Below are 26,602 nucleotides of genomic sequence, written 5' to 3' on the forward strand. Positions count from 1 at the left end.
TTTAGTGACGCACGCCGTCGTCATCTTCATCGACATAATCGTCGTCATCACCCTCTTCGCCATTAGGGTCTTCAAAATAGGTTCCCCAGCCGTCGTATTCGACATCATATTTTTCCGCCAGGTTCATCAGTTGCTCAACCTGAGCGTCGATGAGTTCGGCGTTCAACGCGCACTCGCTGAGGATGTCGCAACAAATAACCGTATCGCCCTCTTCCACTTCCAGCTCTTCCGGCTCCGTCACTTCATAGCCGAGTTTAAAGGCTTCTACCGCGGCTTTTTCCAACGTTTCGAAATCGTCAGCGGAAAGGTGATGCTCGATAGTGTACAGCGCATCCGGATCGCTGCCGTCCTCAAGTAACTCTTCAATAATTAACCGCGTTTCTTCACGCTGCTCTTCCAGTAATTCCGGGTTTGCCATAGCTCGTTCCTCATAGATGTCCTGCCGATACTCTTATTGTCACATACCGCCGACGTTGCCTCCACCTTATCGAGAAAAGTTTTATCAAACAGGGTTGCAAATGAATAATCATCCATATAAAGTGAATTTTAATTCAATGAGAGGCCTAAGCCATGTGAGGGAAGTATGTCTACGTTTTACCAAAAACCTTTTTTAAAGTTACTTGATTTCACCGCCAGCGAACTCACTGCTCTGTTGCAGCTTGCCGCCAAACTGAAAGCCGATAAGAAAAACGGTAAAGAAGAACAAAAGCTGGTGGGTAAGAATATTGCGCTCATCTTCGAAAAAGACTCGACCCGGACACGATGCTCTTTCGAAGTTGCCGCATACGATCAGGGGGCGCGCGTGACGTACCTGGGTTCCAGCGGGAGCCAGATCGGCCATAAAGAGTCCATCAAAGATACTGCCCGCGTCCTGGGCCGGATGTTTGACGGTATTCAGTATCGAGGATATGGCCAGGAGATCGTCGAAACGCTGGCTGAATATTCCGGTGTGCCGGTATGGAACGGTTTAACCGATGAGTATCACCCAACGCAATTACTGGCGGATCTGCTTACCATGCAGGAACATCTGCCGGGTAAAGCCTTTAACGAGATGACGTTGGTCTATGCCGGCGACGCGCGTAATAACATGGGTAACTCCATGCTGGAAGCCGCCGCGTTAACAGGATTGGATCTCCGTCTGGTCGCGCCAAAAGCCTGCTGGCCGCAAGCCGCGTTAGTGGCGGAGTGCAGCGCCATGGCGAAAAAGAACGGCGGCGCCATCACCCTGACCGAAGATATCGCCTCGGGCGTAAAAGGCGCGGATTTTATCTATACCGATGTTTGGGTCTCTATGGGCGAACCCAAAGAGAAATGGGCGGAGCGTATTGCCCTGCTGCGTGATTATCAGGTCAACAGCCAGATGATGGCGTTAACCGGCAATCCGCAGGTTAAGTTCCTGCATTGTCTGCCTGCGTTCCATGATGATGAAACCACGCTCGGCAAAAAAATGGCCGAAGAGTACGGTTTACATGGCGGGATGGAAGTGACCGACGAGGTTTTTGAGTCTGCGGCCAGCATTGTCTTTGATGAAGCGGAAAACCGAATGCATACCATCAAAGCAGTAATGGTAGCGACGCTGTCTAAATAATGTCGTTATGATGCCGGATGGCGGTTGGCCTACAAGATCGCAACGTGCAGGCGCCGCCATCCGGCACAAAATATTACGCCATCAGCATTTTCACAACCGCTTTACGTACCCGCGCCGGTTCTCCCACCGCGCACAGGGGCTTATGCACTTCGCCGGGATAAAACACCACAAAGTCACCTTCGTTCAGGACGACGGTTTTCTCGTCGACGCTCGTCGGTAAAAATGCAATGTCTTTATCCGCCAGCCAGTCGGTATGCGGCGTTCCCGCAGGCCGGGTACTGAATGCCATCCCTTCCTGACCTTGTAGCACAATCTGAATATCAAGATAACGGGCGTGATACTCTGCGCTGCGCGATTCGCCCGGCTCCGTCATATTTTCAGAAATCATATAAAACAGCCTGTCGCCGTCAATGTCATACTTACCTGGCGCGGTCGTTGCCGTGACATGCGCATTGACGTGCTCAATCGCCTGCCGTAACGCCGTCGGCAGCCAGGCCTCCAGATATTCAGTATTGCCAATAATCATCGCATCCCCTTAGTTAAAACAGCGTTTTATATTTCTCTTTATACGAGAAAAATGGCTGCCATACTACCCTTACTCTCATCGATTTTGCGCCAGCGCATGTTTATCGCCAGCGGTGTTTCTATATTGTTAATAGTTCGCCCAACTTTATGCAGTACCTATGCATAAACCCCAGCGGCGCCAAATTGCCATCACTAACAACGCTTTGATATTAAAGGCGTTAACATAAAAACGTTTTAGCGATCACAATTCGCTCTCCCTGCATAAATGACTTCTCTATCCATAGTTATTTTTAAATTATTTAAATATCCCCGATAATAAAATCCCCCTCACGCATAGTTATGCAACCATTAAAAATAATTACTTTATTTTCAATGAGTTAAGATTTAAATATCATTCAATACAGCAAACAAATAATTAACAATAAAAAAATAACAAACCATATAGCTGCGTAGTAATTCATTTAATGCCTTATTGTTTTTTGAATTTCTCTGACCCGGCTCATATATTAAGTAAGAAAAATAGCACTCCTTGATTGATGTGAATCTCATCACATTAACAACCCAAATAAAATTCAATCATTGCTCCCGAATTTAACTGAAACGCCGCGACTGCAAGCACGCTAAATATTTGCAGCCACTCCTTCTTTATTCTTGAAATTATGTAAAAGGTATAATGATGGAAAAGCATTTTGTCGGTTCTGAAATCGGTCAATTACGCAGCGTAATGTTGCATCGGCCCAATCTCAGCCTAAAAAGACTTACCCCTTCAAATTGTCAGGAATTACTTTTTGACGATGTATTATCCGTAGAGCGCGCTGGCGAAGAGCATGACATTTTTGCCAACACGCTGCGCCAGCAAGGGATAGAAGTGTTGCTGTTAACCGACCTGCTCACCCAAACGCTGGATGTGGCTGACGCTAAAGCCTGGCTACTGGACACGCAAATTTCCGATTATCGCCTTGGGCCCACCTTTGCCGCAGATATTCGCGCCTGGCTGGCGGATATGCCGCACCGTGAACTGGCTCGCCATTTAAGCGGCGGTTTAACTTACGGCGAAATCCCCGCCTCCATAAAAAATATGGTGGTCGATACTCACGATATTAATGACTTTATTATGAAGCCATTACCGAATCACCTATTTACCCGTGACACGTCCTGCTGGATATATAACGGCGTCTCAATAAACCCCATGGCGAAACCTGCACGCCAACGTGAAACGAATAATTTACGTGCTATTTATCGCTGGCATCCTCAATTCGCAGGTGGTGATTTCATTAAATATTTCGGCGACGAGGACATTAATTACGACCACGCCACTTTAGAGGGCGGCGATGTGCTGGTGATTGGCCGCGGCGCGGTGTTGATCGGTATGTCTGAACGTACTACGCCGCAGGGCGTCGAGTTCCTGGCGCAGGCATTGTTTAAACATCGTCAGGCGGAACGCGTCATTGCCGTTGAACTGCCAAAACATCGCTCCTGTATGCACCTTGACACCGTCATGACCCACATTGATATCGACACCTTCTCCGTCTATCCGGAAGTCGTTCGCCCGGACGTTCAGTGCTGGACGCTGACGCCAGACGGACGCGGCGGTCTGAAACGAACCCAGGAGAGCACGCTGGTTCATGCTCTTGAAACAGCGCTTGGCATCGATCAGGTGCGCTTAATCACCACTGGCGGCGACGCATTTGAAGCTGAGCGCGAACAGTGGAATGACGCCAATAACGTGCTCACCCTGCGTCCCGGCGTGGTGGTGGGCTATGAGCGCAACATCTGGACCAACGAAAAATACGACAAAGCCGGCATTACCGTCCTTCCCATTCCCGGCGATGAGCTGGGTCGCGGGCGCGGGGGCGCACGCTGCATGAGCTGTCCACTGGAACGCGATGGTATTTAAAGGAGACGTTATGGAAAACAAACGCACACTGGTCGTCGCGCTGGGCGGCAATGCGCTGCTCAAACGCGGCGAACCGCTGGAGGCTGATATTCAGCGTAAAAATATCGAACTGGCGGCCAGAACCATCGCCCAGCTTACCCGGCAATGGCGCGTGGTGTTAGTGCACGGCAACGGCCCACAGGTAGGACTGCTGGCGCTACAAAATAGCGCCTACGCTAACGTTACGCCCTACCCGCTCGATATTCTCGGTGCGGAAAGCCAGGGCATGATTGGCTACATGCTGCAACAGGCGCTGAAGAATCATCTGCCGGAGCGTGAAATCAGCGTCCTGCTCACCCAGGTCGAAGTCGATGCCAACGACCCGGCATTCCTCAATCCAACCAAATATATCGGACCGATTTACGACGAAGCGCAGGCCCGTGCGTTACAGGCAGAAAAGGGCTGGGTATTCAAAGCCGACGGTAACGCCTTCCGCCGCGTTGTGCCCTCCCCGCAGCCGAAACGCATTGTGGAAAACGATGCCATCCGCGCGCTGATTAGCCGCGATCACCTGGTTATCTGTAACGGCGGCGGCGGCGTGCCGGTCGTGGAAAAAGCCGATGGCTACCACGGTATCGAGGCGGTGATCGACAAAGATCTGTCCGCCGCCCTGCTTGCCAGCCAAATTCACGCCGACGCGCTGCTCATTCTGACCGATGCCGACGCGGTGTATCTCGACTGGGGCAAGCCCACCCAACGCCCGCTGGCGCAGGTTACGCCGGACCTGCTTCGTGAAATGCAGTTCGACGCCGGTTCGATGGGCCCGAAAGTGACCGCCTGCGCTGAGTTTGTCAGCCATTGCCGCGGCATTGCCGGAATCGGCTCGCTGGCGGATGGGCAAGCCATTCTCGCGGGCGAGAAAGGCACTTTGATTCGGTGTGAAACCGCCGACGTTGACGCATAAGGCTTTTTACCGGATGGCGGCTTCCGCCTTATTCGGCCTACAGAGCGCGCATAACCGTGGGCCGGATAAGCGCAGCGCCATCAGGCAATTCATTTTAACAAGGATATTGTAATGGTTATTTCACTGAAAAATCGTAACTTTTTGAAGCTGCTTGACTACACCCCGGCGGAAATCCAACACCTCATCGATCTGGCTATTGAGCTGAAAGCCGCCAAAAAAGCCGGATGCGAAAAGCAAACACTGATCGGCAAAAATATCGCGCTGATTTTTGAAAAAACCTCTACCCGCACCCGATGCGCGTTTGAAGTCGCCGCGTTCGACCAGGGCGCGCAGGTGACTTATCTCGGCCCAAGCGGCTCGCAGATCGGCCATAAAGAGTCCATGAAAGATACTGCTCGCGTCCTGGGGCGGATGTATGACGGCATCGAATATCGCGGTTTTGGTCAACACATTGTGGAAGAACTAGGGGAATACGCGGGCGTTCCCGTCTGGAACGGCCTGACCGATGAATTTCACCCCACACAGATCCTGGCCGATCTGATGACCATGCTGGAACACGCGCCGGGTAAAACGCTGCCGGAACTGAGCTTCGCCTACCTGGGCGACGCGCGCAACAACATGGGCAACTCGCTGATGGTGGGCGCGGCGAAGATGGGCATGGATATCCGCCTGATAGCGCCAAAGTCCTTCTGGCCTGATGCCGAGCTGGTCGCGCAGTGCCGGGAAATCGCCAGCGTTACCGGCGCTCGTATCACCTTAACGGAGAGCGTTGAAGACGGCGTTCACGGTGTGGATTTCCTCTATACCGACGTCTGGGTCTCGATGGGAGAGCCCAAAGAAGCCTGGGCGGAGCGCGTCAGTCTGATGACGCCATATCAGGTCAACCAGCAGGTGGTAAACGCTACCGGTAATCCTGATGTGAAGTTTATGCACTGCCTGCCCGCCTTCCATAACGAGCACACCAAAGTGGGACGCGAAATCGAAATGGCTTACGGCCTGAAAGGACTGGAGGTCACGGAAGAGGTGTTCGAGTCCGCAGGCTCGATAGTCTTCGATGAAGCGGAAAACCGGATGCACACCATCAAAGCGGTCATGGTGGCGACGCTCGGCGACTAATCCCACAGGATATGCGCCCTCGCGGCGCATATCCGTGATATCAGGAGAGAACATCATGGGTAAATTTAAATTTCCCACCGCTTATACCATCCTGTTTATTCTTATTGCCCTGGTCGCAGTGATGACCTGGATTGTGCCGGCGGGAAAATACCAAATGGCGATGAACGCCACGCTGGGAAAAGAGGTGCCGGTGGCGGGAACGTATGCCCCCGTGGACGCGCATCCGCAAGGGATTACCGCTGTTTTACTGGCGCCGATTGACGGCCTCTATAACCACGAAACCTACACCGCCGGCGCCATTGACGTCGCGCTGTTTGTCTTGATTATCGGCGGCTTTCTGGGGGTGGTGAATAAAACGGGGGCAATTGATGCCGGTATTGAACGGGTAACGATCAAACTCAACGGCAAAGATGAGTGGATGATCCCCATTCTGATGGCGCTGTTCGCCGCAGGCGGCACTATTTATGGCATGGCGGAGGAGTCGTTGCCCTTCTACACGCTGCTGGTGCCGGTCATGATGGCGGCCCGCTTCGATCCGTTAGTGGCGGCGGCAACCGTACTGCTCGGCGCGGGGATAGGCACGCTCGGTTCGACCATTAACCCTTTCGCCACGGTCATTGCCGCCAACGCCGCCGGCATCCCTTTTACTCAGGGAATGCTGATGCGCGTACTGCTGTTAATTGTCGGCTACATACTGTGCGTGTTTTGGGTAATGCGCTATGCGCGCAAAGTCCGCGCCCATCCTGAGCTTTCTATCGTGGCGGATAAAATGGAGGAAAATCGCGCTCATTTTCTCGGCAATCGCGCCAATACACTGCTGGAGTTTACGGCTACCCGGAAATGGGTGCTGCTGATCTTCGCCGCCTCTTTCGCGGTGATGATTTACGGCGTGGCGGTTCTCGGCTGGTGGATGGCGGAAATCTCCGGCGTTTTTCTGGCGGCGGCGATTATCGTTGGCGTGATAACGCGGATGGGTGAGGAAGCGTTCATCAGTACCTTTATCGACGGCGCGCGGGATTTGCTCGGCGTGGCGCTAATTATTGGTATCGCGCGCGGCATTGTGGTGGTCATGGATAACGGTATGATTACCCACACCATTTTGCACAGCGCGGAAAGTCTGGTTTCCGGCCTCTCTACCACCATTTTCATAAACGTAACCTACTGGCTGGAAGTATTGCTCTCCTTCCTGGTGCCCTCCTCTTCCGGTCTTGCCGTATTGACGATGCCCATTATGGCGCCGTTAGCGGATTTTGCCCACGTACAACGGGATTTGGTCGTAACCGCCTACCAGTCGGCCTCCGGGATTGTGAACCTGGTTACGCCCACCTCCGCCGTGGTCATGGGCGGTCTGGCGATCGCGCGGGTTCCCTATGTCCGCTATCTGAAATGGGTCGCGCCGCTGTTGCTGATCCTGACATTGCTGAATATGGCGGTACTGAGCATCGGAGCGATGATGTAACGAGCCAGATGGCGACTCGTCTTATCCGACAGGACTGATAAGCACAGCGCCATCAGGCACGCCGTCACCTTTTTTGATCGGCTTCTCATTTTCCTGCAAAACCGCCCGATTGATCCGCAATCAATGTGACAAATGTGATGAATTTCGCCAGTCCGTTGATATCAATAATAAAGATAAGGTGCATTTATGAAGGAATACGATGATTACTCCGCCAAAGAACAACAGCAACTGGCGGTTTGTCAGCGCCTGATTAGTGAAAAAAGTTACCTGTCCCAGGAGGAGATTCGCCGCGATTTACAAAATGAGGGATTTGAAGGTATCAGTCAGTCTACGGTTTCGCGCCTACTCAAGCTGCTGGGCGCAATAAAAATCAGAAACACGAAGGGACAAAAGATTTATTCCGTAAATCCCCAGCGGCGACCTTCGCCGGATGCCGGACGTTCAATAGCCGAAATGGTCGTCAGCGTTGAACATAATAGCGAATTTATCCTTATCCATACGGCAGCAGGTTATGGTCGCGCCGTCGCAAGAATTCTGGATTACCACGCATTGCCGGAAATTCTCGGCGTCGTTGCCGGTAGCAGTATTGTCTGGGTCGCACCACGGGTCGTTCAGCGCACGGCGCTGGTACACAAACAAATTAATTATTTGCTTAAAATGAATTTAAATTCATAAGAACCGTTTGCGATGAGTAAATCATGCATTAATCGCTTGATCCCCAAACAGAGCTGAGTATAATCGCGGACAATTTGCCGGGAGGAAGCATGGTTCAGTGTGTACGACATTCTGTCTTACCGCGTCTGAAAAAGGACGCAGGCCTGCCGTTTTTCTTTCCGTTGAAAACCAATACCAAGCCCCTCAATTGAGGGGTTTTTTTTTGCCCAGGCGTCAGGAGATAAACATGGCTAACCCGCTATATCAAAAACATATCATTTCCATAAACGACCTCAGCCGCGACGATCTTAATCTGGTACTGGCGACGGCGGCGAAATTAAAAGCCAACCCGCAGCCGGAGCTATTGAAACATAAAGTGATCGCCAGCTGCTTTTTCGAAGCCTCCACGCGTACCCGCCTGTCGTTTGAAACTTCAATGCATCGCCTGGGCGCCAGCGTAGTGGGCTTCTCCGACAGCGCCAACACGTCGCTGGGGAAAAAAGGAGAAACGTTAGCCGACACGATCTCAGTGATTAGCACTTACGTGGACGCGATTGTGATGCGCCATCCGCAAGAAGGCGCGGCACGTCTGGCGACGGAGTTTTCCGGTCAGGTGCCGGTGCTCAATGCGGGCGACGGTTCGAACCAGCATCCGACGCAGACCCTGTTGGATCTGTTCACCATCCAGGAAACGCAGGGCCGTCTGGATAACCTGCATATCGCGATGGTCGGCGATCTGAAATATGGCCGCACCGTGCATTCGCTAACCCAGGCGCTGGCGAAATTTAGCGGCAACCGTTTTTATTTTATCGCGCCGGACGCGCTGGCGATGCCGCAGTACATTCTGGATATGCTGGATGAAAAAGGAATGGCCTGGAGCCTGCATGGTTCTATTGAAGAGGTCATGGCCGACGTCGACATCCTCTATATGACTCGCGTACAGAAAGAGCGTCTCGACCCGTCGGAGTACGCCAATGTGAAGGCGCAGTTTGTTCTGCGCGCCAGCGACCTGAACGGCGCGCGTGAAAATATGAAAGTGCTGCACCCGCTGCCGCGGATTGATGAAATCACCACGGATGTGGATAAAACGCCACACGCCTGGTACTTCCAACAGGCGGGCAACGGTATTTTCGCTCGCCAGGCGTTACTGGCATTGGTACTGAATAGCGAACTGAGTCTGTAAGGGAGAAAAGCGATGACACACGATAACAAACTGCAGGTTGAAGCCATTAAATGCGGCACCGTGATTGACCATATCCCTGCGCAGGTAGGCTTTAAACTGCTGAGCCTGTTTAAATTGACCGAGACCGATCAGCGAATCACTATCGGTCTGAATCTCCCGTCTGGTGAGATGGGGCGTAAAGACTTAATCAAAATAGAAAACACCTTCCTCACCGATGAGCAGGTTAACCAACTTGCTCTGTACGCGCCGCAGGCCACCGTTAACCGCATCGACAACTACGACGTAGTCGGGAAATCACGCCCCAGCCTGCCAGAGCGTATTAATAATGTGCTGGTTTGCCCGAACAGCAACTGCATCAGCCACGCGGAACCGGTATCCTCCAGCTTTGCAGTGAAAAAACGCGCCAATGATATCGCCCTCAAATGCAAATACTGTGAAAAAGAGTTTTCGCATTATGTGGTGCTGGCCAACTAATTTGGGTTGGTTATGAGATCCCGGCTCCCTATAATGAGCGGGGACATTCTATTACCGCTGTAATTCAGGAGAAATCATGAGCAAAACTATTGCGACGGAAAATGCACCAGCAGCAATCGGCCCATACGTACAGGGCGTTGACCTGGGTAGCATGGTAATCACTTCCGGTCAGATCCCGGTCGATCCGAAAACCGGTGCCGTAGCGGAAGACGTATCCGCTCAGGCACGTCAGTCGCTGGAAAACGTTAAAGCTATCGTGGAAGCCGCTGGCCTGAAAGTAGGCGACATTGTGAAAACGACCGTATTCGTGAAAGACCTGAACGATTTCGCGACCGTCAACGCCACCTACGAAGCCTTCTTCACCGAGCACAACGCCACCTTCCCGGCGCGTTCCTGCGTGGAAGTTGCCCGTCTGCCGAAAGACGTGAAAATTGAGATTGAAGCGATCGCTGTTCGTCGCTAACGCTCGTTTATAGATAGTGGCCGGATGGCGCTATCGCTTATTCGGCCTGGTATGCCATCCAGGCCGATAATGCACAATACTTCGACGCTTACTGCCAGCCATAACGTCGGCTGTAAAACCCTTTCACCAACTGGGTTAACGTCATATAGCCCGCCAGAATAGCAATCAGCCACGGGAAATAGCTTAACGGCAGCGCCTGCAACTGCAGGTAAGACGCCAGCGGCGAAAACGGCAACGAGACTCCCACCACCATCACCAACAATGTCATCGCCATCAGCGGCCAGGCGGCGCGACTTTGAATAAACGGCAGACGACGGGTACGGATCATATGCACAATCAGCGTTTGCGACAGTAATCCCACCACAAACCAGCCGGACTGGAACAAAGTTTGCGTTTCTGGCGTATTCGCATGAAATACCCACCACATCAGACAAAAGGTCAAAATGTCGAAAATCGAGCTGATCGGACCGAAAAAGACCATAAAGCGCCCCAAATCCGCCGGATTCCAGCGCTGCGGCTTTTGAATTTGTTCTTCATCGACATTATCAAACGGAATCGCCACCTGGGATACATCGTACAGCAGGTTTTGAATCAGCAAGTGCAGCGGCAGCATTGGCAGGAACGGCAAAAAGGCGCTCGCCACCAGTACGCTAAACACGTTACCGAAATTTGAGCTGGCCGTCATCTTGATATATTTCAACATATTAGAAAAAGTACGACGACCTTCAATGACGCCTTCTTCCAGCACCATCAGGCTCTTTTCCAGCAGGATAATATCGGCGGCTTCACGGGCGATGTCCACCGCGCCATCTACCGAGATACCAATATCCGCCGCCCGCAACGCCGGGGCATCGTTAATCCCGTCGCCCATAAAACCGACCACATGCCCCTCGCGTTTGAGCAAAGTGACGATGCGCTCTTTATGCATCGGCGTCAGACGCGCAAACAACGTCGTACGGGCGGCCAGCGCCGCCAGCGCGTCGTCGCTTAACCCTTCAATATCACTGCCAATAATGACATCGCCCGCATCCAGCCCAACCTCATGGCAAACTTTTGCCGCTACCAGCTCGCTGTCGCCGGTGAGAATTTTCACCGTAATTCCGCTCGCCTTCAGCGCTTTCAGCGCCGGCGCGGTGGTCTCTTTCGGCGGATCGAGAAAAGCGATATACCCTTCCAGGATCAGGTCAGATTCATCGATACGCTGGTAATCGCCCTCACGCGCAGGCAGGTATTTGGTCGCGACGGCGACCACGCGTAGCCCCTGACGGTTCAGCGTGTCGGTAACGCGTTTCACCCGGCGCAGCATATTGTCGTCCAGCGGCACAATATCGCCGTTGTGGCGCACCTGAGTACACACGTTCAGGATCTCCTGTAACGCGCCTTTGCAGACCAGTTGATGCACGTTCGAATCTTCGGCGACCACCACCGACATCCGACGACGCTCAAAATCAAACGGGATCTCATCGATTTTCTGCCAGCGTCCGGAGAGCTGACGCGCGGCGGTTTCGTCTACTCCCTCCAGGACCGCCGTATCCAGTAAATTTTTTAGACCGGTCTGATAATGGCTGTTCAGCCAGGCGCAATGCAGTACATGCTCGCTGGGCTTACCAGAAATATCTGTATGATTCTCCAGCACAATTTTGTCCTGCGTCAGTGTGCCGGTTTTATCGGTGCACAGAATATCCATCGCGCCGAAGTTCTGAATCGCATCAAGGTGCTTCACGATAACTTTCTGTTTCGAGAGTTTCACCGCCCCGCGCGCGAGGGTAGAGGTGACGATCATCGGCAACATTTCCGGGGTGAGCCCTACCGCGACCGAGAGCGCAAATAGCGCCGCTTCCCACCAGTCACCTTTCGTGTAACCATTAATAATCAGTACTACCGGCGCCATGACCAGCATAAAGCGGATCAGCAACATACTGACGCGGCTAATTCCTTTCTGGAAAGCGTTCTGCTCGTTATCTTGTTCCGAAACGCGCCCCGCCAATTGACCAAACCAGGTGTCGGCGCCGGTCGCCATCACCACGGCCTGCGCCGTTCCGCTCACGACGTTCGTCCCCATAAAGCACAGCGTGTCGCACTCAAGCGGGTTATTTTGCCGGGGCTCACGCGTCGCGGCGACTTTCTCGACTGGCAGAGATTCGCCGGTCAGCGACGCCTGGGCGACAAACAGATCGCGCGCCTGGATAATCCGTAAATCCGCCGGGATCATATCCCCCGCCGCCAGCTTAATAATATCGCCGGGCACCAGTTGATCGATGGGTAACTCCAGCCAGGCGTTTTCGCCATTTTCATTAATAACCCGCAGTACGGTAGCGGTATTGCTCACCATCGCTTTTAGCGCGTCCGCCGCTTTCGTCGAGCGTGCTTCCTGCACAAAATTCAGCAGTGTTGAGATACCGACCATCAGGGCGATAACGCCTGCGGCAAACAGATCCTCCGTGGCATAAGAAATGCCGCCAAGAATCGTGAGTAAGATGTTGAAAGGATTGCGATAACATACCCACAGATGCACCCACCACGGCGAGGGTTTCTGTGCCGGAAGGCGGTTTTCGCCATGCTTTTCACGCGCGCGCGTCACCTCGGCGGCGTTTAATCCCTCCGGGTGCGTATCAAAAACGCGCCAGAGCGTCTCCTGCTCCATTGCCGCGACTTTCAGACAGCGCTCGCTCAGCGAAGGCGGGATAGTCGCATTTACCGCGGTCTGCGCGCCGGGCAGCGGATCGCGGTGAACCAGACGATAAGGCAAATGACGATTAAGCCGGGCAAAAAGCTGGCGGGTAATGGTTTTTAGCATAGGTAATCCCTCCGCGCCGAAGTCAGGCGCAGAAAATTCTTCAGGCGCGGCAAAGCCTTGCCCGATGAGCAATGTTTAAATAAAAACAGGGACGTTATTGTGTCACTGTCTTACACACCGGTAAGACAGCAGAGGCAGGCTTACCGGAAAAGGAAAGTTCTCCATCGCGGGAGAGGGGTGGGTTCAGGGTCCATGTCGCCTCCGGTAAGTAAATAATTTGCGCCGCGGATTATACGCATAAATCCATAAGTTTTGTGGCAATTATGGCGGTATCATACCGTTACGTAATTAAACCAACGATAAACCAGACTTTGCCCATTGCCCTTCGCTTGAGTAAAGTTACTCTTTTTATCACCATCAGCGTCACGCCACGGGAAAACAGGATGCAGAACCGGCTCACTATCAAAGACATCGCCCGCCTGAGCGGCGTAGGGAAATCAACCGTTTCCCGCGTGCTTAACAATGAAAGCGGCGTAAGCGAACGTACCCGCGAGCGTGTCGAAGCGGTGATGAATCAACACGGTTTCTCCCCGTCCCGCTCCGCCCGTGCGATGCGGGGACAAAGCGATAAAGTGGTCGCTATTATCGTCACTCGCCTTGATTCGTTGTCTGAAAACCTCGCGGTTCAGACCATGCTGCCTGCGTTTTATGAACAGGGCTACGACCCTATTATGATGGAAAGCCAGTTCTCGCCGACGCTGGTAATGGAACATCTGGGCATGCTCAGACGACGTAACATTGATGGCGTGGTGCTGTTTGGCTTTACCGGCATCACAGAAGAGTTGATCGCCCCCTGGAAAGCCTCGCTGGTGCTGCTGGCAAGAGATGCGCAAGGTTTTGCCTCCGTCTGTTACGACGACGAGGGCGCGATTCATATCCTTATGCAGCGGCTGTATGAGCAGGGACACCGCAACATTAGCTTTCTGGGCGTTCCCCATAGCGATATTACCACCGGCAAACGTCGGCATGACGCATACCTGGCGTTTTGCAAAAAACATAAACTTCATCCCGTCGCCGCCCTGCCCGGTCTTGCCATGAAGCAGGGCTATGAGCATACGGCAAGTGTCATCATGCCGGATACCACCGCGTTAGTCTGCGCCACCGATACGCTGGCGTTGGGCGCCAGTAAGTATTTACAGGAGCAACGTATTGAGACGCTGCAACTGGCAAGCGTCGGAAACACGCCGCTGATAAAATTCCTGCACCCGGAGATCGTCACTGTCGATCCCGGCTATGCTGAAGCCGGACGGCAGGCGGCTTCGCAGCTGATCGAACAGATCAATGGCCGCTGCGATCCGCGCCGGATCGTCATTCCTTCTACCCTCGCCTGAGTGACTGATTAAACGGAATACCACGAGTAATTTGTGATCGTCGCTGCGTTTCGGGAACGTTCCCATTTTTAAATCAACGTTGAAGAGATACTCTTGCGCCAACCCATAACATACCTCCTCTGCCATGAGGTTTTACGATGAGCAAAGTAAAACAAGCCGATATCGACCGGCTGATTAACCTGGTCGGCGGGCGCGACAACATCGCCACGGTGAGCCACTGCATTACTCGCCTGCGCTTTGTGCTCCACCAGCCCGCGAACGCCAGGCCAAAAGAGATCGAACAATTACCGATGGTTAAAGGTTGTTTCACCAACGCCGGTCAGTTTCAGGTGGTGATTGGCACCGACGTTGGCGATTACTATAACGCGCTGCTGGAGACCACCGGCAAAGCGTATGCTGATAAAGAGCAGGCCAAAAAAGCCGCTCGCCAGAACATGAAATGGCATGAGCAGTTAATTTCCCACTTTGCGGAGATCTTCTTTCCGCTACTACCGGCGTTGATCAGCGGCGGTTTGATCTTAGGTTTTCGTAACGTGATCGGCGATGTGCCGATGAGCAACGGCCAAACGCTGGCGCAGATGCATCCGGCGCTAAAAACGCTTTATGATTTTTTATGGTTGATCGGCGAAGCGATCTTTTTCTATCTGCCGGTGGGGATCTGCTGGTCGGCGGTGAAAAAAATGGGCGGCACGCCGATTCTTGGTATCGTGCTCGGCGTGACGCTGGTGTCGCCGCAGTTGATGAATGCGTATCTGCTGGGCCAGCAAACGCCGGACGTCTGGAACTTCGGCTTATTTAGCATTGAGAAAGTGGGCTACCAGGCGCAGGTTATCCCGGCGCTACTGGCAGGGCTGGCGCTTGGGTTTATTGAAACGCGGTTGAAACGCATCGTGCCGGATTATCTCTACCTGGTCGTCGTCCCGGTGTGTTCGTTGATACTGGCCGTCTTTCTCGCCCACACCTTTATCGGCCCCTTTGGTCGTATGATCGGCGACGGCGTGGCCTTTGCGGTACGTTATCTGATGACCGGCAGTTTCGCCCCGATAGGCGCGGCGCTGTTCGGCTTCCTGTATGCCCCGCTGGTCATTACCGGCGTCCACCAGACAACGCTCGCTATCGATATGCAGATGATCCAGAGCATGGGCGGTACGCCAGTCTGGCCTCTGATTGCGCTGTCGAATATCGCGCAGGCCTCCGCCGTGGTGGGCATCATCATCTCCAGCCGTAAACACAATGAACGCGAGATCTCCGTTCCTGCCGCCATTTCCGCTTACCTTGGGGTAACCGAACCGGCGATGTACGGTATCAACCTGAAGTATCGTTTTCCGATGCTGTGCGCGATGATCGGCTCTGGTCTGGCGGGACTGCTCTGCGGTCTGAACGGCGTCATCGCCAACGGTATCGGCGTGGGCGGCCTGCCGGGCATCCTGTCTATACCGCCGCGCTACTGGCAGGTGTACGGCATGGCGATGGTTATCGCGATCGTTATCCCGGTGATTCTGACCACCTTTATCTATCAGCGTAAGCATCGTCAGGGCACATTACAAATTGTCTAATATTTCTTCGGGGCGCAGTTGCGTCCCAACGCACTTGCAGGAAACAACAATGACTATTCCCCTCTGGTGGCAAAACGGCGTTATTTATCAGATCTACCCGAAAAGTTTTCAGGACACGACCGGCAGCGGCACCGGCGATTTACGCGGCGTCACGCAGCGCCTTGACTATCTACAGCGACTCGGCGTAGATGCCATCTGGCTCACGCCGTTTTATATCTCGCCGCAGGTGGATAACGGTTATGACGTCGCAAATTATACGGCTATCGACCCGACCTACGGCACGCTGGATGATTTTGACGAACTGGTCGCGCAGGCGAAAGCACGCGGTATTCGTATCATCCTGGATATGGTGTTTAACCATACTTCTACCCAGCACGCCTGGTTTCGCGAAGCGCTGAACAAAGAGAGCCCATACCGTCAGTTTTATATCTGGCGCGATGGCACGCCGGATGTCTGCCCGAATAACTGGCAATCCAAATTTGGCGGCAGCGCCTGGCGCTGGCATAGCCAGAGCGAACAATATTATTTACACCTTTTCGCGCCTGAACAGGCCGACCTGAACTGGGAAAACCCCGCCGTGCGCGCCGAGCTGAAAAAGGTCTGCGAATTCTGGGCCGATCGCGGCGTGGATGGCCTGCGTCTGGACGTGGTGAACCTGATCGCCAAAGATCAGGATTTTCCTGACGATCCGACGGGCGACGGACGCCGCTTTTATACCGACGGACCGCGCGCGCATACGTTTTTACGCGAAATGAACCGTGACGTTTTTACGCCGCGTAATCTGATGACGGTAGGCGAAATGTCCTCTACCACGCTGGAAAACTGCCAGCAATATGCCGCGCTTAGCGGCGACGAACTCTCAATGACCTTCAATTTTCATCATCTGAAGGTGGATTACCCCAATGGCGAAAAGTGGACGCTGGCAAAACCTGATTATGTGGCGCTGAAAGCGCTGTTCCGCCACTGGCAACAGGGGATGCATAACGTCGCCTGGAACGCGTTATTCTGGTGTAATCACGATCAGCCGCGCATCGTTTCCCGCTTTGGCGACGAGGGTGAATACCGGGTTCCAGCCGCGAAAATGTTGGCGATGGCGCTGCACGGTATGCAAGGGACGCCTTATATCTATCAGGGCGAAGAAATCGGCATGACCAACCCACACTTTACCCGCATCACCGATTATCGCGACGTGGAAAGCCATAACATGTTTGCCGCGCTACGCGCCGCCGGACGCGACCCCGACGAACTACTGGCTATCCTGGCCAGTAAATCCCGCGACAACAGCCGCACGCCGATGCAGTGGGACCACGGTAAAAACGCCGGTTTCACCCAGGGCGAGCCGTGGATAAGCCTGTGCGATAACTATACGGAGGTTAATGTCGCGGCGGCATTACGCGATGAAAACTCGGTGTTTTACACCTATCAAAAGCTGATTGCGCTACGTAAAACCCAGCCTGTACTGATCTGGGGCGATTATCAGGATCTCCTCCCGGATAGCCCATCAGTATGGTGTTATCGCCGCCAGTGGCAAGGGCAAACCCTGCTGGTCGTCGCCAATCTGAGTGGCCAGTGTCAGGAGTGGCATCCGTCGCATATCAAAGGACAGTGGCAGGCGCTACTGCACAATTATGGCGAGGTCGCCAGCCAGCCAGCCGCGATGACGCTCCGCCCATTTGAAGCCATCTGGTGGTTACAACGCTAACGCGACGTCCTTATACGGATAAACGCCACAAACCTATTGACACGGGCGGTGGCGTTGCTCCAGGTTACTGTCTGTTTTTGTTGAATAATTAATCAGATTTTTCTTGCTATCTTTTACAAACGCTACAGCGCCCGCCATCTGTACGCTCTGATTTTTACCTTGTTCTACATCAATAAAATTGCAAACATCCTTGATGCAAATCACTACATATAGACTTTAAAATGCACGCCGACCCAATATGTTGTATTAATTGACTACAATTGCTACAACACCTGTTCACTCGACACAAGGTGAATTGTGGATAACCTGGGTCAGGATTGCGGGAAGTCGTTGGAAAAGAGATGAATAAACCTGTTATGGCTTCCCCGGCCTCTGTGGATAACCTGTTCTTACAAATATGGAGTGATCATGACACCGCATGTGATGAAACGAGATGGCTGTAAAGTGCCATTCAAATCAGAGCGCATTAAGGAAGCCATTCTACGTGCAGCTAAAGCAGCGGGAGTCGATGACGCAGATTACTGTGCCACCGTCGCAGAAGTCGTTAGCAGCCAAATGAACGCACGCAGTCAGGTGGATATTAACGAGATCCAAACTGCGGTTGAAAACCAACTGATGTCCGGCCCGTACAAACAGCTTGCCCGCGCCTACATCGAATACCGTCACGATCGCGACATTCAGCGTGAAAAGCGTGGTCGTCTGAACCAGGAAATTCGCGGCCTGGTAGAGCAAACTAACTCCGCGTTGCTCAATGAAAACGCCAACAAAGACAGTAAAGTCATTCCCACCCAGCGCGATTTGCTGGCCGGGATTGTCGCCAAACACTATGCCCGCCAGCACCTGTTGCCGCGTGACGTAGTACAAGCGCATGAGCGCGGCGATATCCACTATCACGATCTCGACTATTCGCCGTTCTTCCCGATGTTCAACTGTATGTTGATCGACCTGAAAGGCATGTTGACCCAGGGCTTTAAGATGGGTAACGCCGAGATCGAACCGCCGAAATCAATCTCTACCGCCACTGCCGTTACCGCGCAGATTATCGCGCAGGTCGCCAGCCATATTTATGGCGGCACCACCATTAACCGTATCGACGAAGTGCTGGCACCGTTTGTCACCGAAAGCTATAACAAGCACCGCAAAACCGCCGATGAGTGGCAGATTCCTGATGCCGAAGGATATGCGCGTTCTCGCACCGAAAAAGAGTGTTATGACGCCTTCCAGTCGCTGGAGTACGAAGTTAACACGCTGCACACCGCTAACGGCCAGACGCCTTTCGTGACCTTTGGTTTTGGCCTCGGCACCAGTTGGGAGTCGCGTCTGATCCAGGCGTCTATTTTGCGTAACCGTATCGCCGGTCTGGGTAAAAATCGCAAAACCGCCGTGTTCCCGAAACTGGTCTTCGCTATCCGCGACGGTTTGAACCACAAGTTTGGCGATCCGAACTACGACATTAAACAACTGGCGCTGGAGTGCGCGAGCAAGCGCATGTATCCGGACATCCTCAACTACGATCAGGTGGTCAAAGTCACCGGTTCGTTCAAAACGCCAATGGGCTGCCGCAGCTTCCTCGGCGTGTGGGAGAACGAAAACGGCGAGCAGATCCACGACGGGCGTAACAACCTGGGCGTGATTAGCCTTAACCTGCCGCGCATCGCGCTGGAAGCAAAAGGCGACGAAACCGCATTCTGGAAACTGCTGGATGAACGTCTGGCGCTGGCGCGGAAGGCGCTGATGACCCGTATCGCCCGCCTTGAAGGCGTGAAAGCCCGCGTCGCGCCTATCCTGTATATGGAAGGCGCCTGCGGCGTGCGGCTGAAAGCGGACGACGACGTGTCTGAAATCTTTAAAAATGGTCGTGCGTCCATCTCTCTGGGCTACATTGGTATCCATGAAACCATTAACGCGCTGTTCGGCGGCGAACACCTGTACGACAGCGAGCAACTTCGCGCTAAAGGCATCGCGATTGTGGAGCGTCTGCGCCAGGCCGTGGATCAGTGGAAAGACGAGACCGGCTACGGCTTTAGTCTGTACAGCACGCCAAGTGAAAACCTCTGTGACCGCTTCTGCCGTCTGGATACCGCCGAGTTCGGCGTGGTGCCGGGCGTAACCGATAAAGGTTACTACACCAACAGCTTCCACCTCGACGTGGAGAAGAAGGTCAACCCGTACGACAAAATCGATTTCGAAGCGCCGTATCCGCCGCTGGCGAACGGGGGTTTCATTTGCTACGGCGAATACCCGAACATTCAGCACAACCTGAAAGCGCTGGAAGATGTCTGGGATTACAGCTATCAGCATGTACCCTATTACGGCACCAACACGCCGATCGATGAATGCTACGAGTGCGGCTTTACCGGCGAGTTCGAATGTACCAGTAAAGGTTTTACCTGCCCGAAATGCGGCAACCACGACGCCGCACGCGTCTCGGTCACCCGCCGCGTGTGCGGTTATTTAGGCAGCCCGGACGCACGCCCGTTTAACGCCGGTAAGCAGGAAGAAGTGAAGCGCCGCGTGAAGCATTTAGGCAACGGGCAGATAGGTTAATTTCCGTTTGCAAAGACCGTAGGCCTGATAAGACGCAATCGCGTCGTCATCAGGCATCACAATGTTGCCGGATGCGGTGCAAGCACCTTATCCGGCCTACATGCTTTCTGGACACCCGCTATGCGCTACCACCAATACTACCCCGTAGACATCGTTAACGGCCCCGGCACCCGCTGCACCCTGTTTGTGTCAGGGTGCGTGCATGAATGCCCTGGCTGCTATAACAAAAGCACCTGGCGGCTCAATTCCGGCCAGCCGTTTACCAAACAGATGGAAGATAAGATCATTGCCGATCTGAACGACACGCGCATTCACCGTCAGGGGATCTCGCTGTCGGGCGGCGATCCGCTGCATCCGCAAAACGTACCGGATATCCTGGCACTGGTACAACGCATCCACGCGGAGTGCCCGGGGAAAGATATCTGGGTGTGGACCGGCTACAAGCTCGATGAACTCAACGCCGCACAGATGCAGGTGGTCAATCTCATCAACGTGCTGGTCGATGGCAAATTTGTGCAGGATCTGAAAGACCCGGCGCTTATCTGGCGCGGTAGCAGCAACCAGGTAGTGCATCATTTGCGTTGATGCGGGGATATTGGGTCAAAACCGTTACTCGTCCGCTACTTTTACGCCCTTCTTTCGCCTCCTGCTTACAGGTATATGCATATGCCTATACATATGTCACGCACAGGCATATAATTAACTCCGACACTGGCCTATAACATCACGCCCACAAGGGCAGGAGACGACCATGCGAACCGTATCTGTATTTAAAAATGGCAATAACCGCGCGATCCGCCTTCCACGCGATCTGGATTTTGACGGCGTCAACGAACTTGAAATCTTCCGCGAAGGCGACACGATTATACTGCGCCCCGCCCGCCCTTCCTGGGGATCATTCCGTCATGAGGAAAAAGCCAGCCCAGACTTTCTGACGGAACGCGAAGACATCATCAGCGATGAGGGACGCTTTGAACTATGAGTAAAACCTACATGCTGGATACCTGCATCTGTTCTTTCATTATGCGCGAACAGCCGGAAGCTGTGCTGAAACGCCTTGAGCAGGCAGTGCTGCGCCGCCATCGTATTGTGGTGTCGGCGATTACCTACGCCGAAATGCGTTTTGGCTGTACGGGCAAAAAGGCCTCGCCGCGCCATGCCCAACTGGTCGATGCATTCTGTAGTCGCCTGGATGCCGTGCTGGCCTGGGACCGGGCGGCAGTGGATGCCACCACAGAGATCCGTGCCGTACTGGCCGCCGCCGGTACGCCGATTGGATCAAACGATGCGGCTATCGCCGGCCATGCCATTGCGTCCGGGGCGATACTGGTCACTAATAACGTGAGGGAGTTTGAGCGGGTACCGGGTTTGCAGTACGAAGATTGGGTAAAATAACCCGTGCTGGCATACCGACAAGTACATAAATCTTCTTAACAATGACGTGACGGGAAAGTGTCAAAAACGACTCACGCACTCCATCGCGACCGTTTTAAATTGCGTAAAATTCTGACATGCGCAGAGGCGCGTCATGGCGCGTTCGCGCAGGAAAGTGACGAAAATATCGTAGATGGCCATCGCCTCTTCATATTCACTTTTGCTGATGGCGAGTAAAAAAATAACGTGCGCCGTTTCGTCACCCCAGACAATCCCCTGTGGCGCGAGCACCGTATAAACCACTGTTTTCTTCGCCAGCAGCCCCAGCGCGTGCGGCAAGGCAATCCCGTCGCCTAATAACGTACTGACAATAGCTTCACGTTCAATAACCGAATCGAGAAACGCCGCATCAACAAAGCCTTCCTCGTGCAACTGATCGCACAGCGTTTTAAACAGCGTCTGTTGATCTATTTCCCCCTCCACGATGCGAAAATGCGAGTCATCGAAATATTTATCCAGCATCCACGGACGGGTTCTGTCCACCAGCACCAGCTTACCGATCTGCTCCAATTGATAGTCGGTAGGAAAGGGCGCGATCATGATGACCGGCTTATCTTTTTCGCCGATCCGCGCTGTGGAAATCACAAAATCCTCCACAATACTGTCCCGCGCCTCATAGTCGCGTAGCGTCAGAGTGCGGGCAATCTCAATCTGCGGGTATTTCCGCGCCAGTACCGCTTCAATCATCCGCACCATCGCATTACCAGCATCGCACACCAGCAGTACCTGCGGCTGCCGCTGGTAGCCAATGTTGTAACTACGTTCCAGCCCAACGCCAATATGCAGCACCAAAAAACCGATTTCGTTTTCGCTAATGGTATACGGCGTGTATTTTCCCCAACTCGATATCGCCGCCAACGTCATATCCCACGCCATAGGATAGTGCTGCTTAATATTTTCCAGTAGTGGGTTGGGGATCATGATCTGGTAGCGCACGCGGGTGATCATCGTTTTGATGTGGGTCAGCAAGTCCGCGTGAAGCTGTTTATCATTCAACAGGTTATAGTTGTACTGGGTATTAATAAAATTGAGGATATAGCGCACCAGCGCCTCTTCATCATCGGCATTAATGGCGCTGGGGGCAATTTCCTGTACCTGGCGGGCGGCAATATGCACCTTCAGCCAGCTTACTTCCGGCTCCGACAGCGGCTTGTCGGCCAGCTGTTGTAGTAGCTCCGCAATCTCATGCGCCGCATGGCGCACCTTTTCATCGACCTCCTCTGCCACGCATTCCGATAACGGATACCCCTCGCGAATACGCCGTACCGCCACCGCGCAGTATAAACGCAGAAACAGCTCGCTCTCATCGGTCAGGCGGATTTGACAATGAGAGAAAATATCCGGCAAAAGAGACTGCAGCCGTTGAGACACCTCGGTGTTCAGCGTGGTACTAACAATTAACGGATGGGAGGACTCCTGCTGCGCCAGCGTCCATAAAAGGTCGGTCAGACAGGCGCGAATCGCCATCTCTCCGCCAAACAATTTCATGCCATGACGCGGACGCGTTTCCAGCGTCAGATGATAACGCAGCAAATGCTCGCGTACGTCCGCCATGTCGTTCTGCAGCGTCGCACGGCTGACAAACCATTCATCTGCCAAATCCTCCAGCTTCAGCGAGAAGGCGGAGGTTAAAAAACGCGCCAGCAAGTAGTGTATCCGCTCCTGGCTGGTGCGCGGACCGCGCGCCAGCGTGGGAGATTGCTGCGTTTGCAGGGATTGATAACGTGCCGGATCATCAATTTTGAGCTGATACCCGTTGCCGCGGCTGAGAGTAAATTGCGCGCCATGCGGCGTCAGCAACATGTTCAGCGCGGCGATATCCGCCCGAACGGTACGCGTGGAGACCGACAACCGCTGCGCCAGTTCGTCCTGCGGCAGCGTCTCGTTTTGCAGCATCGCAAATAGCTGCGCTAAACGTTGGTTGGGGAATCGCACGTCTCTCTCCTCATGATTAGCCGACACGCGACCGGACGATAGCAAGTAACTGACGCACATCGTCCGCACGAGTGTTGCCGCTCACCTTATCAATAATCGAACTATAAATGTGAGGAATGATTTTGCTTACACCTGCATCAAGGGCGATGTGCAGAATCTCGGCGAAGTTTTCCAGATCGATGCCGCCCGTCGGTTCCAGCCAGAAATCATGACGGGCGCAGGCCTCAGCCACCGCTTTATACTCGTCGCGACAGGTGAGCCCTCCCATCGGAAAGTATTTAATGGAGCTGCCGCCCATGTCTTTGAGTAGCGCAATCGCCGTTTCTATGGGTACGATGCCGTCCGGCGCGCGGCTGCTTAGCGGGCCGGTGGAAATTTTCACCAGCCCCGGCGTGCCGGTCGGCGAGACAAGACCGTTCACCACCGTCTCGTTTTGCCCCAGCAGCGCCCGGCTGGCCCCTACGCCGGTAAACACCTGGTTGACATGCTGCGGCTGTACCTGACGCGAGATTTCGCTCACCATCGCCGACTGGTTAGGATCGCCTGCCCCCAGTCCGACGGAGAGCGCATTGTCGATAAGCGCCGCATATTCACGCATATCCGCGACTGCGCTTGCCACATCCGGATAGTTTTTGGAGAGCACGCCAACCAGCACATGACCTTCCGCCGCCGCGTAGATTTCCCGGGCGTTATCTTTCGAACCGGCCAGTACGTTCAGGCAAACGCGATCGCGGTAAAAGTTAGGGGTCAGTTTCATGCTTGTTTCTCCTGATTAATCACCTCGCCAATACGACGCGCCACAATCGCTAACTGCGCGCGATCGACGCTGCGGACATCCGCTTCAATAATCCCTTCGTTGGCTTTGTATCCGCGAAAATAAATCGCATAGTCGCCCTGTTTGAGCGCCTCCACCAGATCGCCTGTGGCGATGCCGGTAACGGCTTCATCAAACTTAATTTCCGTGCGCGCGATATCGCGTCCGGCGCTGTCCCACACCACGCGGGCGCTGACGCCTTTAAACGTGTTCAACGTGTCGATAAAGGGCGCCATTTTTTCTACCATCTCCGCGCCGCTCTCTTTTTGCGCCCGCAGGTACAATTCAATGGCGCAGGTCAGGCCAACAATTCCCTCTTTGCCGACCTTCATCGCCCGGCCAATGCCCGCTGACTGACGTTTTACCCACTCAACATACTGCGTTTTGCCAATCACCAGCCCGCTGGTCGGCCCTTCAATCGCTTTCGCGCCGCTATAGATAACGAGATCTGCGCCCACGCGGTAGTAGCACTGCAAATCTTCTTCCGCCGCCGCGTCCACAATCAGCGGGAGATTATGCGTGCGCGCCACCACCGCAGCCTGCTCCACGCTGAGCATACTTTTCTGCACGCAGTGGTGAGATTTGATATAGAGAATAGCCGCCGTGCGCGGCGTAATGGCCGCCGCCAACTGCGCGGCGGAACATTCGTTGGCGTAACCGGCTTCCACCAGTTTGCCGCCGCCCAGCGCCACCATCGTTCCCACCGGCGCGCCAAAGTTGACGTTGTGGCCCTTTGGCAGGACGATTTCGTTATTTTCAATCGGTGTAACGTGCAGGTTTTCCAGCAGCCAGTCGCTGTCCTGAACCAGTACCGCGGCAACCGACTGGGCAAGGCCCGCACTGGCGCAGGAGACTACCGTCGCCCCTTCCACTTCCAACAATTTCGCAATGTACTCACCGGTTTTATTCACCAGATCTTTCATCTCGAAATACTGATTCATTCCGGCCATCGCCGCGTCTATCACTTCCGGGCGCGGCGTAGAGACACCGAGCGCCGTCATACGTCCGGAGGCGTTAATCACCTGTTTTAATTGATACTTCTCAAAAATCGAAGGCATGTTCCGCGCTCCCTTGTTCGGTCATATAGCCCTTGCCTGCGCGTATCGCGGCAAGCGGCGTCAGCAATTCTTCAGCCTGTAAGCTGTCGTTTTCCGCGTCTACCAACACGGCGGGCTGGCGTTTAAGCGTAAAGAGGGTCAGGTCGGCATCCAGACCTGGCTGAAGACGCCCTTTGGTTTTCAGACTCAGGCTATCGGCGGCATTGGCCGTCACGCACGCAATGACCTGCGGCAGCGACATGCCGATGGCGAGGAATTTCGACATCACATTAGCCAGCGAATGCACCGGGCCATTGATGCGGTTACGGCAGTAGATATCGGAACTGATGGTATGCGGTAAAATCCCCAGGCTAATAACGCGTTTCGCCACTGCAAAGCTCAGGCTGGCGGTACCATGTCCGACGTCCAGACGCACGCCGCGCGCCAGCGCTCGTGTCACCGAGGCGCGCAGCTCGCCTTCCGGCGTCAGAATACGGTTCGGCTTACCGTTGTAACAGTGGGTAATGATATCGCCCGCCGTCAGACGCTCCGCGATTTCGTCCAGATCCGGCGGGTTATTGCCAATATGCACCATCAGCGGCAGGTTGCCGTTTTCTTGCTGCATGGCTTTAGCGTGTTCCAGCGGCGTGATGCCGTTAACGCCTACCACGCTGCTGCTCATCCGCGCCTTGAGGCCGACGATAAAATCCGGATGGCGTTTTACCGCCTGCCGGACCGCATCGGCGTCAATATTGGCCATGTTAGCCAGCTCGTTTTGGGCAATAAGCCCGACGCGTGAAACATTCAGCAGCGCATAAACGTCGGTGGTCGCGTCACGGGTCAGGGTGTAAAAATCGTCAATATCATCTGCGCCAGTGCTGCCTGCATCCACCACTGTGGTAACGCCAGTGGCAATACCCACGCTGTCCGGTTCGTCGTGGTAAATCGGCGATGTCGGGTAGCAGTGAACGTGAGAATCAATCCAACCCGCGCTGACAAAACACTCGCCGCGCAGGTCAATGGTTTTCAGCGCCGGACCATCAACGTCACCCAACGCCGCGATTTTGCCATCTTGCAGGGCAATATTAGTCAGCGTGTCATCGACCAGACGCGCATGGCGCAGGAGTAAATCAAACATCGCTCTCTC

25 protein-coding genes are annotated in these 26,602 nt (G+C 53.9%); 17 read left to right on the forward strand and 8 right to left on the reverse strand.

Features of this window, described 5'->3' with window-relative positions; all coding sequences use genetic code 11:
• Nucleotide 1: 1 nt before the first annotated feature.
• Complete coding sequence (gene rraB, locus QEN32_RS19300; RefSeq protein WP_000002940.1) at nt 2-418, reverse strand: ribonuclease E inhibitor RraB; 417 nt, start codon at nt 416-418, stop codon at nt 2-4.
• A 165-nt stretch (nt 419-583) separates the two neighbouring features.
• Here rraB and argF (QEN32_RS19305) point away from each other — a divergent pair, with 165 nt between their 5' ends.
• Complete coding sequence (gene argF / locus QEN32_RS19305; RefSeq protein ID WP_000103041.1) at nt 584-1,588, forward strand: ornithine carbamoyltransferase; 1,005 nt, start codon at nt 584-586, stop codon at nt 1,586-1,588.
• A 73-nt stretch (nt 1,589-1,661) separates the two neighbouring features.
• Here the strand turns inward: argF (QEN32_RS19305) and QEN32_RS19310 are convergent, their stop codons facing one another.
• Entirely contained in the window at nt 1,662-2,114 is a 453-nt protein-coding gene (locus QEN32_RS19310) for a YhcH/YjgK/YiaL family protein (RefSeq protein WP_079897962.1), read from the reverse strand.
• Nucleotides 2,115-2,789: 675 nt separating this feature from the next.
• On the opposite strand from QEN32_RS19310, the gene arcA reads away from it, so the two are divergent.
• From arcA to QEN32_RS19335, 5 genes are all read left to right on the forward strand, one after another.
• Complete coding sequence (gene arcA / locus QEN32_RS19315; RefSeq protein WP_000410846.1) at nt 2,790-4,010, forward strand: arginine deiminase; 1,221 nt, start codon at nt 2,790-2,792, stop codon at nt 4,008-4,010.
• Nucleotides 4,011-4,020: 10 nt separating this feature from the next.
• Nucleotides 4,021-4,953 carry a carbamate kinase gene (gene arcC, locus QEN32_RS19320; RefSeq protein WP_079897961.1) on the forward strand — a complete coding sequence of 311 codons (933 nt, stop codon included), beginning with the start codon at nt 4,021-4,023 and terminating at the stop codon, nt 4,951-4,953.
• Between the two features lie 111 nt (nt 4,954-5,064).
• Entirely contained in the window at nt 5,065-6,069 is a 1,005-nt protein-coding gene (argF, locus tag QEN32_RS19325) for an ornithine carbamoyltransferase (protein ID WP_000237035.1), read from the forward strand.
• A 55-nt stretch (nt 6,070-6,124) separates the two neighbouring features.
• Entirely contained in the window at nt 6,125-7,528 is a 1,404-nt protein-coding gene (locus tag QEN32_RS19330) for a YfcC family protein (RefSeq protein WP_079897960.1), read from the forward strand.
• Nucleotides 7,529-7,714: 186 nt separating this feature from the next.
• Nucleotides 7,715-8,203: an arginine repressor gene (locus QEN32_RS19335; protein WP_000666051.1), complete on the forward strand. Its 489-nt coding sequence runs from the start codon at nt 7,715-7,717 to the stop codon at nt 8,201-8,203.
• Here QEN32_RS19335 and QEN32_RS19340 read toward each other — a convergent pair.
• On the reverse strand, nt 8,173-8,313 hold the full coding sequence (locus tag QEN32_RS19340; RefSeq protein WP_001518160.1) for a hypothetical protein: 141 nt from the start codon (nt 8,311-8,313) through the stop codon (nt 8,173-8,175). The two genes, QEN32_RS19335 and QEN32_RS19340, sit on opposite strands and share 31 nt — an antisense overlap.
• Between QEN32_RS19340 and pyrL the strand changes: the two genes are divergently transcribed.
• The 4 genes from pyrL to ridA all read left to right on the forward strand — a co-directional run bounded on the left by pyrL (nt 8,293) and on the right by ridA (nt 10,302).
• A complete protein-coding gene (gene pyrL, locus QEN32_RS19345; RefSeq protein ID WP_000249504.1) occupies nt 8,293-8,394 on the forward strand; it encodes a pyr operon leader peptide in 102 nt (33 codons plus the stop codon). The genes QEN32_RS19340 and pyrL overlap by 21 nt on opposite strands.
• A 35-nt stretch (nt 8,395-8,429) precedes the next feature.
• Nucleotides 8,430-9,365 carry an aspartate carbamoyltransferase gene (gene pyrB, locus QEN32_RS19350; protein ID WP_000013055.1) on the forward strand — a complete coding sequence of 312 codons (936 nt, stop codon included), beginning with the start codon at nt 8,430-8,432 and terminating at the stop codon, nt 9,363-9,365.
• A gap of 12 nt (nt 9,366-9,377) precedes the next feature.
• The gene (pyrI, locus tag QEN32_RS19355; RefSeq protein ID WP_000148567.1) at nt 9,378-9,839 is read left to right on the forward strand and encodes an aspartate carbamoyltransferase regulatory subunit; all 462 of its coding nucleotides are present in this window, start codon (nt 9,378-9,380) and stop codon (nt 9,837-9,839) included.
• Nucleotides 9,840-9,915: 76 nt separating this feature from the next.
• Nucleotides 9,916-10,302, forward strand: coding sequence for a 2-iminobutanoate/2-iminopropanoate deaminase (gene ridA / locus QEN32_RS19360; RefSeq protein ID WP_000047544.1), 387 nt, complete (start codon nt 9,916-9,918; stop codon nt 10,300-10,302).
• Between the two features lie 88 nt (nt 10,303-10,390).
• On the opposite strand, the gene mgtA is transcribed toward ridA, so the two are convergent.
• Nucleotides 10,391-13,099, reverse strand: coding sequence for a magnesium-translocating P-type ATPase (gene mgtA / locus QEN32_RS19365; RefSeq protein WP_023197691.1), 2,709 nt, complete (start codon nt 13,097-13,099; stop codon nt 10,391-10,393).
• 383 nt (nt 13,100-13,482) lie between these two features.
• Between mgtA and treR the strand changes: the two genes are divergently transcribed.
• The 7 genes from treR to QEN32_RS19400 all read left to right on the forward strand — a co-directional run bounded on the left by treR (nt 13,483) and on the right by QEN32_RS19400 (nt 21,630).
• Nucleotides 13,483-14,430 (forward strand): trehalose operon repressor TreR, encoded by a 948-nt coding sequence (gene treR / locus QEN32_RS19370; protein ID WP_001181297.1) that lies wholly within the window; start codon nt 13,483-13,485, stop codon nt 14,428-14,430.
• A 137-nt stretch (nt 14,431-14,567) separates the two neighbouring features.
• On the forward strand, nt 14,568-15,986 hold the full coding sequence (treB, locus tag QEN32_RS19375) for a PTS trehalose transporter subunit IIBC (protein ID WP_000048845.1): 1,419 nt from the start codon (nt 14,568-14,570) through the stop codon (nt 15,984-15,986).
• A 49-nt stretch (nt 15,987-16,035) separates the two neighbouring features.
• Nucleotides 16,036-17,688 (forward strand): alpha,alpha-phosphotrehalase, encoded by a 1,653-nt coding sequence (gene treC / locus QEN32_RS19380; protein ID WP_114051902.1) that lies wholly within the window; start codon nt 16,036-16,038, stop codon nt 17,686-17,688.
• A gap of 408 nt (nt 17,689-18,096) precedes the next feature.
• Entirely contained in the window at nt 18,097-20,235 is a 2,139-nt protein-coding gene (nrdD, locus tag QEN32_RS19385; RefSeq protein WP_000187818.1) for an anaerobic ribonucleoside-triphosphate reductase, read from the forward strand.
• A gap of 120 nt (nt 20,236-20,355) precedes the next feature.
• Complete coding sequence (gene nrdG, locus QEN32_RS19390; protein WP_265322038.1) at nt 20,356-20,820, forward strand: anaerobic ribonucleoside-triphosphate reductase-activating protein; 465 nt, start codon at nt 20,356-20,358, stop codon at nt 20,818-20,820.
• A gap of 166 nt (nt 20,821-20,986) precedes the next feature.
• Nucleotides 20,987-21,217: a type II toxin-antitoxin system VapB family antitoxin gene (gene vapB / locus QEN32_RS19395; protein WP_001261294.1), complete on the forward strand. Its 231-nt coding sequence runs from the start codon at nt 20,987-20,989 to the stop codon at nt 21,215-21,217.
• Nucleotides 21,214-21,630, forward strand: a complete 417-nt coding sequence (locus QEN32_RS19400) for a type II toxin-antitoxin system VapC family toxin (protein WP_000048134.1) — start codon at nt 21,214-21,216, stop codon at nt 21,628-21,630. The genes vapB and QEN32_RS19400 overlap by 4 nt, the downstream gene beginning before the upstream one ends.
• A 60-nt stretch (nt 21,631-21,690) precedes the next feature.
• On the opposite strand, the gene QEN32_RS19405 is transcribed toward QEN32_RS19400, so the two are convergent.
• Genes QEN32_RS19405 through QEN32_RS19420 form a run of 4 tightly spaced genes read right to left on the reverse strand, consistent with a single transcriptional unit; the run spans nt 21,691 to nt 26,593 of the window.
• Nucleotides 21,691-23,604, reverse strand: coding sequence for a BglG family transcription antiterminator (locus QEN32_RS19405; protein WP_265322039.1), 1,914 nt, complete (start codon nt 23,602-23,604; stop codon nt 21,691-21,693).
• Nucleotides 23,605-23,620: 16 nt separating this feature from the next.
• Nucleotides 23,621-24,361, reverse strand: a complete 741-nt coding sequence (locus tag QEN32_RS19410; protein ID WP_064047084.1) for a KDGP aldolase family protein — start codon at nt 24,359-24,361, stop codon at nt 23,621-23,623.
• Nucleotides 24,358-25,476, reverse strand: coding sequence for a DgaE family pyridoxal phosphate-dependent ammonia lyase (locus QEN32_RS19415; protein WP_183055924.1), 1,119 nt, complete (start codon nt 25,474-25,476; stop codon nt 24,358-24,360). The genes QEN32_RS19410 and QEN32_RS19415 overlap by 4 nt, the downstream gene beginning before the upstream one ends.
• Complete coding sequence (locus QEN32_RS19420) at nt 25,460-26,593, reverse strand: amidohydrolase/deacetylase family metallohydrolase (RefSeq protein WP_265322040.1); 1,134 nt, start codon at nt 26,591-26,593, stop codon at nt 25,460-25,462. The genes QEN32_RS19415 and QEN32_RS19420 overlap by 17 nt, the downstream gene beginning before the upstream one ends.
• Between the last annotated feature and the right edge of the window lie 9 nt (nt 26,594-26,602).

The organism is Salmonella sp. SA14318, from assembly GCF_029866905.1.
Lineage (GTDB): Bacteria > Pseudomonadota > Gammaproteobacteria > Enterobacterales > Enterobacteriaceae > Salmonella > Salmonella enterica.

Coding starts and splice junctions, on each gene's coding strand:
- rraB (WP_000002940.1), bottom strand. CDS start 418: ATGGCAAACCCGGAATTACTGGAAGAGCAGCGTGAAGAAACGCGGTTA.
- argF (WP_000103041.1), top strand. CDS start 584: ATGTCTACGTTTTACCAAAAACCTTTTTTAAAGTTACTTGATTTCACC.
- QEN32_RS19310 (WP_079897962.1), bottom strand. CDS start 2,114: ATGATTATTGGCAATACTGAATATCTGGAGGCCTGGCTGCCGACGGCG.
- arcA (WP_000410846.1), top strand. CDS start 2,790: ATGGAAAAGCATTTTGTCGGTTCTGAAATCGGTCAATTACGCAGCGTA.
- arcC (WP_079897961.1), top strand. CDS start 4,021: ATGGAAAACAAACGCACACTGGTCGTCGCGCTGGGCGGCAATGCGCTG.
- argF (WP_000237035.1), top strand. CDS start 5,065: ATGGTTATTTCACTGAAAAATCGTAACTTTTTGAAGCTGCTTGACTAC.
- QEN32_RS19330 (WP_079897960.1), top strand. CDS start 6,125: ATGGGTAAATTTAAATTTCCCACCGCTTATACCATCCTGTTTATTCTT.
- QEN32_RS19335 (WP_000666051.1), top strand. CDS start 7,715: ATGAAGGAATACGATGATTACTCCGCCAAAGAACAACAGCAACTGGCG.
- pyrL (WP_000249504.1), top strand. CDS start 8,293: ATGGTTCAGTGTGTACGACATTCTGTCTTACCGCGTCTGAAAAAGGAC.
- QEN32_RS19340 (WP_001518160.1), bottom strand. CDS start 8,313: ATGTCGTACACACTGAACCATGCTTCCTCCCGGCAAATTGTCCGCGAT.
- pyrB (WP_000013055.1), top strand. CDS start 8,430: ATGGCTAACCCGCTATATCAAAAACATATCATTTCCATAAACGACCTC.
- pyrI (WP_000148567.1), top strand. CDS start 9,378: ATGACACACGATAACAAACTGCAGGTTGAAGCCATTAAATGCGGCACC.
- ridA (WP_000047544.1), top strand. CDS start 9,916: ATGAGCAAAACTATTGCGACGGAAAATGCACCAGCAGCAATCGGCCCA.
- mgtA (WP_023197691.1), bottom strand. CDS start 13,099: ATGCTAAAAACCATTACCCGCCAGCTTTTTGCCCGGCTTAATCGTCAT.
- treR (WP_001181297.1), top strand. CDS start 13,483: ATGCAGAACCGGCTCACTATCAAAGACATCGCCCGCCTGAGCGGCGTA.
- treB (WP_000048845.1), top strand. CDS start 14,568: ATGAGCAAAGTAAAACAAGCCGATATCGACCGGCTGATTAACCTGGTC.
- treC (WP_114051902.1), top strand. CDS start 16,036: ATGACTATTCCCCTCTGGTGGCAAAACGGCGTTATTTATCAGATCTAC.
- nrdD (WP_000187818.1), top strand. CDS start 18,097: ATGACACCGCATGTGATGAAACGAGATGGCTGTAAAGTGCCATTCAAA.
- nrdG (WP_265322038.1), top strand. CDS start 20,356: ATGCGCTACCACCAATACTACCCCGTAGACATCGTTAACGGCCCCGGC.
- vapB (WP_001261294.1), top strand. CDS start 20,987: ATGCGAACCGTATCTGTATTTAAAAATGGCAATAACCGCGCGATCCGC.
- QEN32_RS19400 (WP_000048134.1), top strand. CDS start 21,214: ATGAGTAAAACCTACATGCTGGATACCTGCATCTGTTCTTTCATTATG.
- QEN32_RS19410 (WP_064047084.1), bottom strand. CDS start 24,361: ATGAAACTGACCCCTAACTTTTACCGCGATCGCGTTTGCCTGAACGTA.
- QEN32_RS19415 (WP_183055924.1), bottom strand. CDS start 25,476: ATGCCTTCGATTTTTGAGAAGTATCAATTAAAACAGGTGATTAACGCC.
- QEN32_RS19420 (WP_265322040.1), bottom strand. CDS start 26,593: ATGTTTGATTTACTCCTGCGCCATGCGCGTCTGGTCGATGACACGCTG.